At 39.1% G+C, this 16,725-nt stretch carries 14 protein-coding genes; 6 read left to right on the top strand and 8 right to left on the bottom strand.

Annotation, left to right across the window (positions count from 1 at the left end; all coding sequences use genetic code 11):
* Positions 1–4: 4 nt before the first annotated feature.
* The 8 genes from GGR21_RS18100 to purD all read right to left on the bottom strand — a co-directional run bounded on the left by GGR21_RS18100 (position 5) and on the right by purD (position 9,024).
* Entirely contained in the window at positions 5–838 is an 834-nt protein-coding gene (locus tag GGR21_RS18100) for a bromodomain-containing protein (protein ID WP_183308678.1), read from the bottom strand.
* Between the two features lie 72 nt (positions 839–910).
* Positions 911–2,710 (bottom strand): translational GTPase TypA, encoded by a 1,800-nt coding sequence (gene typA, locus GGR21_RS18095; protein ID WP_183308677.1) that lies wholly within the window; start codon positions 2,708–2,710, stop codon positions 911–913.
* Positions 2,711–2,804: 94 nt separating this feature from the next.
* Positions 2,805–3,590 (bottom strand): acyl-ACP--UDP-N-acetylglucosamine O-acyltransferase, encoded by a 786-nt coding sequence (gene lpxA / locus GGR21_RS18090; protein ID WP_183308676.1) that lies wholly within the window; start codon positions 3,588–3,590, stop codon positions 2,805–2,807.
* 7 nt (positions 3,591–3,597) lie between these two features.
* Positions 3,598–4,983, bottom strand: coding sequence for a bifunctional UDP-3-O-[3-hydroxymyristoyl] N-acetylglucosamine deacetylase/3-hydroxyacyl-ACP dehydratase (locus GGR21_RS18085; RefSeq protein WP_183308675.1), 1,386 nt, complete (start codon positions 4,981–4,983; stop codon positions 3,598–3,600).
* A 22-nt stretch (positions 4,984–5,005) separates the two neighbouring features.
* Positions 5,006–6,043, bottom strand: coding sequence for a UDP-3-O-(3-hydroxymyristoyl)glucosamine N-acyltransferase (gene lpxD, locus GGR21_RS18080; protein ID WP_183308730.1), 1,038 nt, complete (start codon positions 6,041–6,043; stop codon positions 5,006–5,008).
* 125 nt (positions 6,044–6,168) lie between these two features.
* Complete coding sequence (locus tag GGR21_RS18075; protein ID WP_183308674.1) at positions 6,169–6,642, bottom strand: DUF4251 domain-containing protein; 474 nt, start codon at positions 6,640–6,642, stop codon at positions 6,169–6,171.
* A 102-nt stretch (positions 6,643–6,744) separates the two neighbouring features.
* Positions 6,745–7,752: a hypothetical protein gene (locus GGR21_RS18070; protein WP_183308673.1), complete on the bottom strand. Its 1,008-nt coding sequence runs from the start codon at positions 7,750–7,752 to the stop codon at positions 6,745–6,747.
* Positions 7,753–9,024, bottom strand: a complete 1,272-nt coding sequence (gene purD / locus GGR21_RS18065) for a phosphoribosylamine--glycine ligase (protein WP_183308672.1) — start codon at positions 9,022–9,024, stop codon at positions 7,753–7,755. It abuts the gene before it with no gap.
* A gap of 125 nt (positions 9,025–9,149) precedes the next feature.
* Between purD and GGR21_RS18060 the strand changes: the two genes are divergently transcribed.
* The 6 genes from GGR21_RS18060 to GGR21_RS18035 all read left to right on the top strand — a co-directional run bounded on the left by GGR21_RS18060 (position 9,150) and on the right by GGR21_RS18035 (position 16,625).
* Positions 9,150–9,917, top strand: coding sequence for a tRNA threonylcarbamoyladenosine dehydratase (locus tag GGR21_RS18060; protein WP_183308671.1), 768 nt, complete (start codon positions 9,150–9,152; stop codon positions 9,915–9,917).
* 2 nt (positions 9,918–9,919) lie between these two features.
* Positions 9,920–10,657, top strand: a complete 738-nt coding sequence (locus GGR21_RS18055) for a DUF4184 family protein (RefSeq protein WP_183308670.1) — start codon at positions 9,920–9,922, stop codon at positions 10,655–10,657.
* Positions 10,658–10,663: 6 nt separating this feature from the next.
* On the top strand, positions 10,664–11,119 hold the full coding sequence (locus GGR21_RS18050; RefSeq protein ID WP_183308669.1) for a hypothetical protein: 456 nt from the start codon (positions 10,664–10,666) through the stop codon (positions 11,117–11,119).
* Positions 11,120–11,223: 104 nt separating this feature from the next.
* The gene (locus tag GGR21_RS18045; RefSeq protein WP_183308668.1) at positions 11,224–13,245 is read left to right on the top strand and encodes an OPT family oligopeptide transporter; all 2,022 of its coding nucleotides are present in this window, start codon (positions 11,224–11,226) and stop codon (positions 13,243–13,245) included.
* A gap of 211 nt (positions 13,246–13,456) precedes the next feature.
* Positions 13,457–15,751 carry a M12 family metallo-peptidase gene (locus GGR21_RS18040; protein WP_183308667.1) on the top strand — a complete coding sequence of 765 codons (2,295 nt, stop codon included), beginning with the start codon at positions 13,457–13,459 and terminating at the stop codon, positions 15,749–15,751.
* Positions 15,752–15,758: 7 nt separating this feature from the next.
* Positions 15,759–16,625: an outer membrane beta-barrel protein gene (locus tag GGR21_RS18035; RefSeq protein ID WP_183308666.1), complete on the top strand. Its 867-nt coding sequence runs from the start codon at positions 15,759–15,761 to the stop codon at positions 16,623–16,625.
* Positions 16,626–16,725 lie beyond the last annotated feature (100 nt).

The raw sequence follows: 16,725 nt of genomic DNA, 5'->3' as shown, positions 1-16,725 counted from the left end.
CAGGTTAATAGTCATAGTCGTAGCCGTCGTCAACATATTCATATGTACCATCACCATACAAGGCACCCAGGACTATAAGCCCACTGGCAGCAACAATTCCCAGTGTTGTATACAGGGCGTTATTATTTGCTGGTTGCTCAACATAGAATAAGTCGCCACGGTTGATCATATCGCCGGCCATATTACCAGGCCTGATCCCGGTTTTAAATAAGGATGCCAGATAAAAATCCTGTTCGAACACCATTGGTTCATCCGGCTGGGCATAGACAGTGATGTAACTACTAAACCGGAGAGGGCTGTCTGACATGGAGAAATCGGCCCGCTGGGTTTTAACCACTTCCTGATACTTATCGGCCATGGTAGCATTCCGGTATAATTTCTTATCCAGATGCTTAAAAGTAGGATCGAGACTAAGAGGAATTTCGCTGATCATAGCTTTTGGAGGAATAAAACTAATATGATCTGACATCATACGGATTTCATCATCGAAAGTATATGTAGAATCCGGGCTATAGACAGTGCCATCGGGGTTATAGTTATTCCAGGTAAAAGAGCCTGCTGCTTCGGCATAGGAGAAAGCCTTATCATCTATAATCAATGCTGAACGTTCCCAGTCAACGTACAAAGGTTCATCCAGTTTATTAAAAACAGTGATCTGCATAGGAGCGCCGGGACCTTTGAAACAGTAAGCTATCCACAGGCTGTCTGTTTCGATGAGGAAGTCTCCGTTATCAACCTTTTCCACATATTCGTTGGCAGTATTCAGTGAAGAATAGTAGAATGTAGAGCTACAAGACGATAGCAATACTGCTGTAAGGATATATATAATATGTTTCATATTGCACAAGTAAGGTGAGTTTTAATACCTGCAAGGTATTACTTAATCATGACTTATGCAATATGCCACAGCCTATTTTTTCGCTATACGTTTGCGGTCATTTTCATCCAGAAATATCTTGCGAAGACGGATTGAATGCGGGGTAACCTCTACGTATTCATCCTCTTTGATATATTCAAGGGCATCCTCGAGACTAAAGATTATTGCCGGAGCAAGTCTTGCCTTATCGTCTGTACCGGAAGCGCGTACATTCGTAAGCTTCTTGGATTTGGTCAGATTTACCACAAGATCTCCCTCTTTGTTGTGTTCGCCTACGATCTGTCCCATATAAATATCTGTTTGAGGCTCTACAAAGAAACGTCCTCTGTCTTGCAGTTTATCTAATGCATAGGCAAATGCATTCCCCGATTCGCTGGCTATAATAGAGCCATTGGCACGTTTGTCTATATCTCCTTTCCAGGGCTGAAACTCAAGGAAACGGTGAGCGATAACAGCTTCTCCTGCCGATAGGGTCAGAGCAGTATTATTCAGCCCAATAATGCCACGGGATGGAATAGTGAACTCAAGATATACCCTGTCTTTTTTACTTCCCATCATGGTTAGTTCGCCGCGACGGCGGGTCACCAAGTCTATGATCTTACTTGAATACTCTTCCGGAAGATTAATAGTAAGCTCTTCCACCGGCTCATATTTCTGGCCGTCTATTTCTTTAATGATCACTTTCGGCTGTCCTACCTGCAATTCATAGCCCTCACGGCGCATAGTCTCTATAAGAATAGATAAATGCAATATGCCACGCCCGTATACAGTCCATGAGTCGGCATTATCTGTCAGCTCTACCCTTAACGCAAGGTTACGGTCAAGTTCCCTCATCAGCCGGTCATGGATATGTCGTGATGTCACATATTTACCATCTTTCCCGAAGAAAGGGGAATCATTGATAGTGAACAACATCGACATAGTAGGCTCATCGATATCAATGGTTGGTAGTGGTTCCGGATTTTCAATATCTGCGATGGAATCGCCAATTTCGAAACCTTCTATTCCAATCAGGGCACATATATCTCCACATTCTACCTGTGATACTTTTGCCCGTCCCAAACCTTCGAATGTATTTATTTCCTTGATTTTGGTCTTTACAATGCTCCCGTCTCTCTTACATAGAGACACATCCATATTTTCTTTCAGAGTCCCCCTATGTACACGTCCGACAGCGATCCGTCCTACATATTTGGAATAATCGAGCGATGTTATCAGCATCTGTGGAGTACCTTCTATATGTTCGGGTGTAGGAATATATTCCACGATAGCATCCAGGAGAGGGGTTATATCTTCAGTTGGCTTCGTCCAGTCAATAGACATCCATCCCTGTTTGGCCGATCCGTATATCGTAGGAAAGTCGAGCTGCTCTTCAGTCGCATCCAGACTGAACATCAGGTCGAAGATCATTTCGTGTACTTCATCGGGACGGCAATTCGGCTTATCTACCTTATTGATCACAACGATCGGTTTCAATCCTATCTGTATGGCTTTCTGAAGAACAAAGCGTGTTTGTGGCATAGGTCCTTCAAATGCATCTACCAATAGCAGACAACCATCGGCCATATTTAATACGCGTTCCACTTCACCCCCGAAATCGGCATGCCCCGGAGTGTCTATTATATTTATCTTGGTTCCCTTATAGTTAATAGATACATTCTTGGACAGGATGGTTATTCCCCTTTCCCTTTCCAGGTCGTTGTTATCAAGTATAAGTTCTCCCGATGATTGATTTTCTCTGAAAAGTTGTCCGGCAAGCAGCATCTTATCTACAAGAGTAGTCTTACCATGATCGACGTGTGCGATAATCGCAATATTTCTAATATTTTGCATATGTATAAATTGAGGCTGCAAAGGTACTATTTTTTTAGCTAAAAAAATCCATTTAGAATATCTAAATGGATTTGCATATATATCATTATAATCATTATCCCATATAACCTCTTACAATACCTCTTGGAGAACCTTTTATGAAATCAACTATAATTCTCATTTCAGGGGTTTCTTCAAATTCCAGTTCTATTTTATTCACAGCATCCGAAAAATTGAAGCCTGCCTGATATATTGTACGATATATTTCCTGTATTTCATTTATCTTTTCATTTGAATATCCGCTTCGTCTCAAACCCACCAGGTTTACTCCTGAATAACAAACGGGTTCTCGACCTGCTATTATATAAGGAGGAATATCTTTTCCCAGGCGGGTCCCCCCCTGTATCATCACATGAGCACCTATCCGGGTAAACTGATGAACTAAAGTACCGCCACTTAAAATGGCATGATGATCGACTTCTACCTCTCCGGCCAATTGCGAAGCATTACCCAAAATAACAAAGTCTTTAACGACACAGTCGTGCGCCACATGGCTGTATGCCATAAGCAAACAATTGCTGCCAACCTGAGTATATCCTTTCGATGCGGTACCTCTGTTTACCGTTGCACATTCTCTTATTGTGGTATTATCGCCCACAATGGCCAGACTGTCCTCTCCTTTAAATTTCAGGTCTTGAGGAATTCCTCCAATTACAGCTCCGGGAAAAATACGACATCCTTTACCGATACGAGATCCATTGCGAACATTGGCTCCGGACATAACCAAGCTGTTATCCCCTATTTCTACATCCTTATCAACAAACGCAAAAGGTTCGATTACTACATTTTCGCCAATCTTTGCCTCTGGATGAACATAGGCCTGAATCGATATTCCTGACATAACAATATTATTTATTCTTTACAATTTGAGCGGTAAATTCGGCTTCTGAAATAAGCCTGTCTCCGATAAAAGCATATCCCTTCATGTTAGCAATACCTCTCCGTATCTCAGACATAAGGTTCAGCCTGAATATTAAGGTATCACCAGGCACTGCTTTATTCCTGAATTTCACATTATCGATCTTCAGGAAATAGGTAGAGTAACGCTCGGGCTCATCCACTTGAGACAGTACCAGCAATCCTCCGATTTGTGCCATAGCTTCTATCTGCAATACTCCGGGCATTACCGGTTCCTGAGGGAAGTGTCCCTGAAAGAAAAGCTCATTTACGCTAAGGTTCTTGATTCCGACAATATATTTGTTACCTATTTCGATAACCTTATCCACCATTAAAAATGGATAACGATGAGGAAGCAGTTCCTTTATCCTGTTTATATCGAATACAGGTTCCTTGTTGGGGTTGTAAACAGGAGGTTGCACCTCGTTCTGTTTGATCTGCTTACGGATCAAACGTGCCAGTTTATTATTGATTTTATGCCCCGGACGGGTGGCTATAATCCTTCCTTTGAGAGGCTTCCCAATGAGAGCCATATCGCCGATTATATCCAGCAATTTATGACGTGCCGGTTCATTCGGGTATTGTATTGCCTTATTGTTCAGGTATCCAAGCTCTGTTGCATCTTTATGAGGGACTCCTAAAAGATCTGCAAGACTGTCAAGCTCCGGTTGTGATATCTGACGTTCGTATATTACAATCGCATTATCAAGGTCTCCTCCTTTAATTAGTCCCGCATCACGTAATTTTTGGATTTCCCTTACAAACACAAAAGTGCGGCATCCGGCTATTTCTTTTTCAAAATCAGACAGATCCTCTAACGTCGCCGACTGATTTGGAATATACTTCGACTCGAATTCTATAAATGAATTAATACAGAAACTATCATCCGGAAGAAGTGTAAGCTTGGAACCTGTCTCCTCGTCCACTACTTCCATTTTGTGTCTTACAACAAAATAGTCTCTTTCTTCGGTCTGCTCCAAGACACCTACTCTATGAATGGCTTCGACATATTGTATCGAACTTCCGTCCAGAATTGGAAATTCCGGTGCATTAACCTCTATGAGACAATTATCTATCCTTAGGGCATACAATGCAGCCATTGCGTGTTCGATAGTACTTACTTGTACACCATCCTTAATAAGGACAGTTCCACGTTGGGTATTACCTACATTTTCGGCCAGGACATCAATAACAGGCTGATCTTCGAGATCAACTCTCTTTATTTTGAAACCAAAATCATCCGGTGCCGGATTGAATGTTATTGTAATGGGTAGCCCTGTATGTAAACCTTTTCCTTGTAAAGTAAAGCTATCTTTTAGCGTATGTTGCTTACTCATTATGTTAGTTAAATTTCGTATTTTATTTTTGGTTAGATTTCAACACCTCAAGCTCCTTTTGTAATTGGGCTATCTGACGATACATCTCGGGGAGCTTAGGGAATATAATGCTCGATTTAAAATAATCCCTTACCGGTATAGCCGGCGCACCCATAATCTTGGCACCAGGCTCTATATTGCTTATAATGCCTGACTGTGCACCAATATTGGCATTATCGCCAACTGTAATATGACCGCCCAAACCTACCTGGCCTCCAAACATACAATGTTTCCCAACTTTTGTAGAACCAGATATGCCAACCTGTGCAGCCATAACGGTATTTTCACCTATTTCTACATTATGAGCTATCTGTATAAGATTGTCGAGTTTTACTCCTTTATGTATAATAGTCGCATCCATCACGGCGCGATCTATCGTTGTATTAGCCCCTATCTCCACATCGTCTTCAAGAATTACAATTCCCATCTGTGGTATTTTCTTATAAGAACCGTTATCAGGTGCAAAGCCAAAACCGTCACTACCGATCACTGCTCCGGCATGGATGATACAGTTACTACCAATAATACATCCCGAATAAATCTTTGCGCCGGGATAAATTATTGTATTATCGCCAATCTTGACATTGTCCCCAATATAGGACTGAGGATATATTTTAGTGTTAGATCCTATTATGGAATTATCTGAAACATATGCAAAGGCACCTACATAGACATTATCTCCCAGTTTTGCTGTTTCAGCGATATAAGACATTGGTTCAACGCCTGTCTTTTGAGGTTTCATCTTTTCCACCATATCCAAAAGTAAAGCTAATGCAGCATATGCATTACTACAACGAATCAATGTTGCCCGAATTGGATACTCGGCGACAAAATCATTATTTACCAATACGATAGTAGCATTGGTTGAATAGATATAATGGGTATATTTGGGATTAGCTAGAAAAGTTAAAGTTCCGGGCTTACCGTCTTCTATCTTGGAAAAGCTATGTACCACAACTGAAGGATCACCTTCAATTGTACCATTTAATACTGTAGCTATTTGCTCTGCAGTGAAGGATATTTGCATAAAAAAATGTTCAAAACTTACTTTGCATCTCTTCGAAGATGCGAAATAAATAATAATTTTCCAAATATATGACTTTTATCCTTAAAAAAACAGTTTGGCTAAGTGAAATATTGTTTTTATTACTCAATACTTCCGTAAAAAGAGATCGGAGATCTGTTATTATCACGTACCGACAATGAACCATATCCGGTATCTCCTGCGCTTAAATTCAGTTCGTATCTCTTCTGATCATCTTTTATGTTTATGCTGATATCCCATTCTCCTGTTTTCTTTTCCTTTATTGTATATTCAAAATCTGTGCTAAGGATATTGATACCCCCATCGCCTCCGTAAGGGGCAGAATATGCCCGTCCGAAATAAGGCAGATAGGCACTGACCGTGTCTTTATTTACTTTCAGATAGTAAGAATAATTCAAATTGATCGAATTCCCGCGAGAGGGATTTGCTGTGCGAGGAACAAATTTATAATTCATCCCTTCTATTTTTTGAGTAATCAGGGCCTTTTGTTCTGCTTTAGTCACGCTATCGGTAGACTTGCAACTAAAGAATAGTAAAGAAAGCCCTAAAACTATTATTGAAGCATATGTTTTCATATCATTTCTCCTTTAATTATCAATTATAAAATAATATATCTACACTTACAAATATATAGAAACTCATATTTTAAAACATTTAAAACTCATGAAATGTTCTATTTACAAAGATAAAAATGATGAAAAACAAATGAGAATATAGAAAATAAGCAGAAAATAAAACAGCCAGATAGTGATTCTTTGTTCTACCAAAGCATAAAAATGAGCTAAAAGTAAACTCCCTGATATCAAGGCGACGAACAAATGCATTTGTGTGCCTAAATTAAGAAAGACAAAAAACAGTAAAGCCATCACCGCCAGAAGATCAAGCGTTCCCAAATAGGCACGTATCCTGATCTTATCTTTGTGCCGGTTTATATAATTATCACAAATTATTATAATAAGCATAATCAAAGATACACCCAGTATAGCCCATTGCGTAGCTTCAAAATCGAAGAAAGGAAGACCTTCTAAAGTATCCAGGCTCAAAGAAGTGAACGGAGACAGGAATACATTTAAACTATCGGTGAATAAATAAAATGAGAAAGCTGAGAAATAGAGAGTAAACACTCCCAGTAGTGATACGAGAAACGACTTAAAATTAAAACACCTGGCAATAGCAAGAGTTAACCACATTATTGGCAGATACAATAGCAGAACAGGAACAAAGAAACTACCCAAAGCAAGCATGAAACTCACTTTATAAGAAGCCTGTGCTTTCCTTTCCGAGTTATATGAGGTAAAGAAAAGATTAATTATGTATAACACCAATAATCCGCCTACATATTCAGGAGTTATATATATAAACGCAGGATTGCAGCTAAAAAGCAATATAATAAATGCAGAAGGTAGTAATGTCCGGCGACGGACAAAGACATGCTCGGTATTGATATGTGCTGCCAGAACAGCCATGCCGGCGGTAACCATACTACTCGCCAACAATGAAATCGATGAAGTATCGAAAATAAAGGAGAACTGATTCCAGATATATGCATCGGTTTGTATAAACCCGGGAAAGTCAAGATAAAAGAAATAGACCAGCCGGACAACAATTGCGAAAGCAATAGCTATGATAAGAAAAGTCTTACCCTCGGCTACCTGTTTTTTATATGACTTTAGTATATCGCCCATTTAGTTGAGGTCGAAACCTATATCTTTTCTGTAGTACTTTTTATCGAAATTCACTTTCTCTGCATTCCCAAATGAGGCAGCCAACGCTTCTTCTTTTGTATTGCCATAGGAGCTTACAGCTATCACACGCCCTCCGTTGGTCAAAATTTTATCTCCGTTTGTTTTTGTTCCCGCATGGAATAATATACTACCGCTTACAGAATCAAGTCCTGAGATTTCCATTCCCTTCTCATAATCGCCCGGATAGCCTCCCGAGACAAGCATAACGGTCACAGCGTAACGAGTGTCTTCTTCCAATTCTTTAGAGGCTAATGTCCCCGAAGCTACACCTTCGAGCAAAGACACAAAATCAGATTTGACACGTAGCATTACCGCTTCGGTCTCCGGATCACCCATGCGCACATTATATTCAATGACCATAGGTTCGTCCTTGACACTGATCAAGCCTAAAAAAATAAAGCCTTTATAAGTTATATTGTCCTTTTTCAATCCGGCTATAGTAGGGATAACAATGCGCTCTTCCACTTTTTTCATAAATACATCATCGGCAAACGAAACGGGAGAAACAGCACCCATACCGCCAGTGTTTGGCCCGGTATCACCCTCTCCTATGCGCTTATAATCTTTAGCGACAGGAAGTATCTTATATGAATCACCATCAGTCAACACAAAAACCGAACATTCTATACCGGATAGAAATTCTTCAATAACAACAGTTTTACTGGAGTCGCCAAACATTCCGCTAAGCATTTCTTTGAGTTCTTTCTTAGCTTCGTCCAAATCATTTATAATCAGGACCCCTTTTCCTGCAGCCAAACCATCGGCTTTCAATACATAAGGAGCTTCCAGTTCTTCTAAAAATGTGTATGCATCATCTAATTCGGCCAACGTAAAACTTTTATAGCGTGCTGTTGGAATTTCGTGGCGTATCATAAACTGCTTGGCAAAGTCCTTGCTCCCTTCCAGTTTCGCGCCTTCTTTTGAAGGACCAATTACAGGAATATGGTTTACGTCCGTGTCATTTACAAAATAATCGTAAATACCCTTTACCAATGGTTCTTCGGGACCAACCACCACCATATCGATCTTATTCTCTAAAACGAATTTCTTAATAGCCGGAAAATCGTTTATAGAAATTTCTATATTCCGGGCGATGAATTGTGTCCCTGCATTTCCGGGCGCTACATACAGATTTTCTACTTTTGTACTTTGCTTTATTTTCCATGCTAATGCATTCTCACGACCTCCGCTTCCTAATAATAAGATATTCATAGATGATGATTATAAAATAAGATTCTAATTGTTTGGATGACAAAGATACATGATTATTTCTTTAACATGAAAATCAAAAATATTTATTGTAAGTTTACAACCTTAAAAAGTAGATAAAAGTTATAATGACAGAAGAAAAAGGGATATTTAAACGTGCAGAGCTACTACTTGGCAGCGAAATGATGGATAAAATAGCTGATATAAAAGTTATTCTTTTCGGAGTGGGCGGAGTTGGCAGCTGGTGTGCTGAAAGTCTTATACGAACAGGTATTAAACACCTGACAATAGTAGATTCGGATAAAGTTTGCGAAACAAATATCAATCGCCAGCTAATGGCTACAACCAAAACCGTCGGACAAAGGAAAGTTGATGTATTAAAAAACAGATTGTTAGAAATTAATCCGGACGCTGAAATACAAACTATCGCTGAAGTTTACAGTGAAGAGAACTCCGGTTCGTTCCATCTGGATACCTATGATTACATCATAGATGCCATAGATAGCCTGAAACACAAAGTACACCTGATACAGACTGCCACCCGTACCAAAGCCAGGCTATTTTCATCGATGGGCGCCGCCCTGAAAATAGATCCTACACGGATAAAAGTGGCCGAATTCTGGAAAGTAAAAGGTTGCCCGTTGGGCGCCGCGCTTCGCCGTAAAATGAAGCAAGGGATAAAACCCGCTAAAAAGTTCCTATGCGTGTATAGTGATGAAGTGTTAGAGAATAAAGGTATGAAATATGAGTTTGACGAATCGAAAAGTTCCGAGATAATTAAACAGGAAAACCCCAGTGTTAAAGCGCAAACAAATGGAACATTAGTGCATATTACAGCGATTTTCGGATTTACACTCGCCAGTCTGGTTATTCAGGATATTGTAAAAAGAAACTGACAATGCCCTTTACATTTTCTCATCCTATTGCAGTATTTCCTTTAACTTTTTTACCTCAGAAATGGGTTTCACTCACAGGGCTAATTATCGGAAGTACGATTCCCGATTTCGAATATTTCATCCGAATGAAAATAAATAGCCAGTACAGTCATACAATTGACGGGATTTTCTGGTTCGATCTGCCGCTGGCTATACTGATCGCTTTTATTTTTCATAATATAGTAAGAGACAGCTTGTACAGTAACCTGCCTCTTTTCTTTCAAAAAAGACTTACCGGATTTAAAGATTTTAAATGGAACAGTTATTTCAGGCAAAACTGGCTTATTATGATCACGTCCACCTTGACAGGCATCTTAACACATTTGTTATGGGATAATTTTACGCATGAAACAGGTTATTTTGTGGAAAGAATATCCTTAATGAAAGATAATGTGGATATATCCTCATTTTCCATCCCTGTTTTTAAAATATTGCAACATGGGAGTACGTTAATTGGAGGAGCCATCCTTATATTTGTAATTTTAAGACTACCGGAAAGCGATAAGAAACCTCAGAAGATAAATTACTTATATTGGTTGACCTTTATTATAATTATCGGAATAGTTTTAGGAATACGGTTCTTAACCGGGCTCGATTATAAACTATACGGACTGGTAATTGTTAATCTTATATCAGCAACATTGATTGCTTTGATAGTAACGCCTTTACTAATAAAGAATCTCATAAAAATTTCAATATAAAATCTCATGGAAGAATTAAGAATCAGTTATGCCACGACCAAAAACCAACGAATGACAAACGTTGTTATCTTTTCATACTTTACGCTGTTCGGATTATATTTTGTGATTACACAAGCTCTGATCAGTAACTATAAAAGCTTAATCTTCATAGGATCTGCTATACTCTCGTTACTGGCCATTATTTTACTATTGAAGAATACATTATGGCTTCCTGCCCCTTTGGTGAACATATCAAACGAAAAGATAGAAGCCAATTTGTCTGGACAGAAAAAGATACTTATAGATTGGGCAACGGTAAGTAATATAAATATCGGACAATCATACATTGTTTTCTTTACCAACGGGGGACAGAAACAAAGGAAACTGGAGCTGGCAGAATTAAAATACAACGATCTTCTTGCCGTAAAATCGAAGGTAATAGAATTATGTGAGCATAAGAATATTTCTTACAGGAATGATTAAAATAGACACACTTATAAAAAGCTGCTGCATGGCAGCTTTTTTGTTTACAGGAAATAATGTAGATTTGCATCTATAATAATTTAACCTATAAAATTTACTGACACGTGAAAGCAGAAAATGAAGAGAAGGTGACCGGATTACCCGAAAATGCCTTCAGAGAATTGAAACAGGGGGAAGAGTATATTCCCATAATGTCTCCAAACAAACAGTATAAAGAAGTAACTCCATGGTCAGTGATCTGGGGATTGATAATGGCCATTATCTTCAGTGCCGCTGCTGCTTATCTCGGACTGAAAGTAGGCCAGGTTTTTGAAGCAGCCATACCAATAGCCATTATTGCCGTAGGTCTGTCCAGCGCTACAAAGCGAAAGAATGCTCTGGGCGAAAACGTGATCATTCAATCCATCGGTGCTAGTAGTGGTGTTATCGTTGCGGGTGCAATCTTTACGCTTCCTGCACTTTATATTCTTCAGGCAAAATATGGTGATGAAATCTCGGTACAGTTCTTTCAGGTATTTTTAAGTTCTTTGCTTGGTGGTGTTTTAGGTATTCTTTTCCTTATACCTTTCCGCAAATATTTCGTATCCGATATGCATGGAAAATACCCTTTCCCTGAAGCAACTGCTACAACACAGGTGCTGATATCAGGAGAGAAAGGAGGAAATCAGGCAAAACCACTTATACTGGCCGGCCTCATAGGAGGACTTTATGATTTTGTAATCGCTACATTCGGCGCATGGTCGGAAGTCTTCACATCACGTGTATTACCTTTCGGCGAAACTGTCGCGAATAAAGCAAAAGTATTATTCAGTGTGAATGTCGGGGCTGCTGTGCTCGGATTAGGATATATAGTAGGATTGAAATATGCTGCTATTATCTGCGCGGGTTCATTGCTTGTATGGTTCGTCATCGTTCCGCTATTACCTTTCCTTGGCGATTCATTATTGCAAAGTATTAATCCTGCTCCTTACCTTGAAGGAGGATCTTTAGCGGATGGTATCAGTAATGTCGCCCCCGAAGTGATTTTCTCGGAGATGGCACGTCATATTGGTATCGGAGGTATAGCAATGGCCGGAATACTTGGCATTATAAAATCGTGGCCCATCATCAAAGGTGCGATAAGCCTTGCCGCAGGAGAAATGAAAGGGAATAAAAAGGCTGCTGCAATGGTGGATAAACGTACACAGCGCGATATATCGATGAAAATAATAGGTACAGGTGTGATCCTTGCCCTGATAGCCACTTTCATTTTCTTCTGGCTTGGAGTGATGCATAATCTGTTCTTTGCTGTTATTGCGATACTAGTTGTAGGTATTATTACTTTCCTGTTTACAACAGTGGCGGCTAATGCAATTGCGATCGTTGGAACAAACCCTGTATCGGGAATGACACTGATGACTCTTATCCTTGCTTCAGTAATAATGGTAGCCGTAGGATTAAATGGAACTGGCGGAATGGTTGCAGCTCTGATTATGGGAGGTGTGGTTTGCACCGCTCTTTCTATGGCCGGAGGTTTTATTACCGACCTCAAGATCGGTTACTGGTTAGGTTCTACTCCTGCAAAACAACAAACATGGAAATTCCTTGGGACTCTCGTTTCTGCTGCTACTGTGGGTGGAGTAATGATCATACTGAACGAAACATATGGCTTTACAGGAAAAGATGCACTGGTAGCACCACAGGCAAATGCCATGGCTGCGGTTATTGATCCGTTAATGTCAGGGACAGGTGCACCATGGATATTATATGGTATTGGGGCAGCAATAGCGCTTATACTTAACTTTATGAAAGTTCCTTCACTTGCCTTCGCTTTAGGGATGTTCATCCCATTACATTTAAATATTCCTTTAGTAGTAGGAGGAGCCGTTAACTGGTATGTAGGTAGTCGCAGCAAGGATAAAGCATTAAACGAGGCCCGTGTAGACAAAGGAACATTACTGGCTTCCGGATTCATTGCCGGAGGGGCTTTGATGGGGGTTGTCAGCGCTATACTCAAATTTTCAGGATTAGACCTGATGAATGAAGTCTGGGCTGAAAGTAATCTCTCACAATATCTTGCATTAGCGATGTACGCTGCTATAATATTCTATTTCGGATATTCTTCATTACAGGCTAAAAAGCAATAAACCAGAATATTGATTACGGATTAAAGAAATAAAACCGCTTCATAAGGGTTGCCATCATATAGCAACCCTTTTTCTTTATCTTATAAGGAAGTAACTATACAACAATTAATTATAAGTCAAAAAGATAAATCTAAAATAAATCTGCTGTTTTATTGCATTTTCTCTAAATAACTATAACTTTGTCTGACTAACTTTTCTAATCTGAAATACTATGAATAAGCTACAAAGAGTCGTCTTTGCCAGTGCTGTTCTATTGTGTTGCCTTACAAATAATATACAGGCACAGAAATCTATTAATATCAATGACAGCCAAAAAATCCCGTATCTAAAAAATGAATCTGCTGAGATTATATCTCATTTTGAAGATGCCGAGAACTATCGTCGTTTCAGCTACAATCAGGAGCTTCGGGAACTAACCCAATCGAATGTGAACGACACAATTCTGCTTGATTTCTTCGAAGACAAGGCGTACAAAGCTGTGATAAAAAATGTGACACTAAGAGAAAATAAAGAAATATCCATATCCGCCGAACTTGTAGACGTGAAGTTCGGATACTGTTATATATCCATATCTAATGAAGGCATATTAGTATCAACAGAGTTACCCGGATCGGATGAGCAATTTGATGTCACCGTAATAAACGGACAGACATACCTTTCTCAGCATAAAATATCGGTGGCACGAAAAAATATACTGGAATGCTCTGAACCAATCATACCCGATAATATTTCTAGTAATAATGACCTTACGCTAAAATCTGATGAGAACGGCACCTTTCAATCGAATAATATAGAGGAAGACGTTGTAATAGATGTAATGGTTGTATATACACAAAAGGCAAAGGAATGGGCCGATTATTCTTCTTCGGGCATCGATAATGTAATCAATATGGCTATGGAAAAATCAAACACTGCTATGGCCAATTCCGGTACAGGAATCTCTTTCAATTTAGTACATAAATATCAGACTGATTATGAAGAAACCGATAGTAGTCTGGACCTGAGCCGACTTCAGAACGATGGCGATGGATATCTGGATGAAGTACATGTCTTGAGGGAACTATATAAAGCCGACCTTATCGTACTCATACCTCTCGTATCTTATACAGGAGGTGTGGCTTATAGGCTTTCTAACGAGGACGGCAATAAAGCCTGGTGTAGTTTTTCATTATGCCGGGTACAACAAGCTGCCACAGGATATACCGTAGTACACGAGATGGCGCATAATATGGGATGTGGACATCACAAAGAGCAAAATTACCAGGCCGGTCCGGGTTTATATAACTATTCGGCCGGATGGCGTGGCACTCAATTAGGTGGTTATACTACTATAATGTCATATGAAAGCGGATCATATTATGCTGACAACCGAACCTATTACCGGATACCATACTTTTCTTCACCAGACATACAAGTAAGCGGCGTTAGCATAGGGCACGCAGATGACGGAAATAATGTGCTTAACCTGAAAAAGACAAAGCATGTAACAGCAGGATACACAATACCTGATAATCAGATAAATATAACAATAGAGAATTATTCGAAAACTTACGGCGAAGCAGAGCCGGAATTGAGTTACTCCATCATTGGGACAGGTCCTAAATCAGGAGATCTGATTCTATTAGAGAGACAATCCGGGGAAAATGCAGGAACTTATCCTATTGTATGCAAAATACTCAGAGAAGATGAAGATGTATCATCAGAATATAGGATTTTACTAACAAACTCCACGTTCACAATAAATCCCCGGACACTGACTTTAAAATTAGAAGATAAAACAGCAGTATATACAGGAAATCATATTTACACAGATCCTGTAACAATAGAAGGATTAATAGATGGAGATAACATAGAAATATCTTATAGCTATTACTATGAAAAGAAGGGGACTTATACAGACTATGCTTTAGCTGTGGGTAAATATATGATAACAGCAAAGGCCTCGGGAAATCCTAATTATAACGAAGCATCGACAACCGGGACATTCTCAATAAACTATAATTTCGATGATGTAGTCAAGGTTAAATGGAATAATACATTAATGCTCAAGGTTGCAAAAATAACAGAAGATGGATTCAGAGTTTCCGGCTGCCAATGGTATAAGAATGGAACAGTTATACTAGGAGCTACAAACTATTCATATTCAGTTGGCCCTGAAAACACAGATTTATTGGATGCAACAGCTCTCTACTCAGTCCAAATAAAAACTTTGGATGGATATATCAATACTACCGAAAGCCTGATACGCCTCAAAAGCTTCGATATAAAAGTTTATCCTAACCCCAAAAGTATACACGAAACAATATACTTAGAGGCAGATATAGATGAGGATGCGTTGGAAGGAGCAATAGCAGAAATATATAATCTATCAGGGAACTTGATAAAAACAGTGCATATCAGGGAATATTCCACACCGTTGGATTTACCTGCCAATAAAGGCACATATATAATCAGGTTTAAAGGGAAAGACGGATATAGTAAAGAATTAAAAGCCATCGTAAAATAACATTATCATGAAGCTTATTATAAAGATAATCATACTAGCAGTCCTGTACGGATATTCGAATGGATATGCTGTTGCACAAGACTATAAACATGAACTTTCTATTGGAATGGGAGGCGGGCTATCTACTCTGAATTACTCTCCTTCTTCTGGAGATTCTAAGAATGGAATGGGCGGAAGCATAAGTCTGAACTATATTTATGCCCTGACAAAGAAAATCGGACTGCTCTCTGGATTTGAATATTCGCTATATAATGCAAAGATAGAGAATGCTGCATTTAGTAATACACTGACAGGAATAACAGACCCTAGCGATCAGGAAGTTTTCGATTTCAAAACAGAGATAAACAAGTACGAAGAAAAGCAAACAGCTCATTACCTGAATATTCCTGTAATGATACAATATAAGACAGGAGGAACTAATCAGTTTTATACTAATATCGGAGTTAAAATTGGCATTCCCATTTCTGCCTGTTACAAGTCAACCGGAAATTATACCAATCAGGGATTCTTTTATGAGCCGGGAATATGGACTAATACTCCTCAGTTTATGGGATTCGGAGAATATCCGGATAAGAAAGTAGAGGAAGATCTGGATCTTAAAATAGCTTTTATAGCGAGTATCGAACTGGGAATTAGATTTTCTCTCAAGAACAATAAAGCATTTTACACAGGAGCATATTTCGACTATGGTCTTAATGATATAATTAAAAACAAACAGAATGTCATTAATTATCAAATCATAAACAATAATAAAGGTGAATTTTATAACCATAGTATGCTCTCTAGCTATACAAACGAAGATATTGAATTAACAAACAAGGTAATTCCTATGTCTATCGGTCTAAAGTTAAGGTTTTCCTTCTACCAATTCTGATACGATAGCCTAAAAAACAAGAAAGTCCGCATATTTTAGTATGCGGACTTCACTTTCTTAAAAAACGGCGGTAACCTACTCTCCCACTGTTACGCAGTAC

The sequence above is a fragment of the Dysgonomonas hofstadii genome, assembly GCF_014196915.1.
Taxonomy (GTDB): Bacteria; Bacteroidota; Bacteroidia; order Bacteroidales; family Dysgonomonadaceae; genus Dysgonomonas; species Dysgonomonas hofstadii.
The sequence above is the reverse complement of the archived record's forward strand: the minus strand, read 5'-3'. Positions and strand labels throughout refer to the sequence as shown.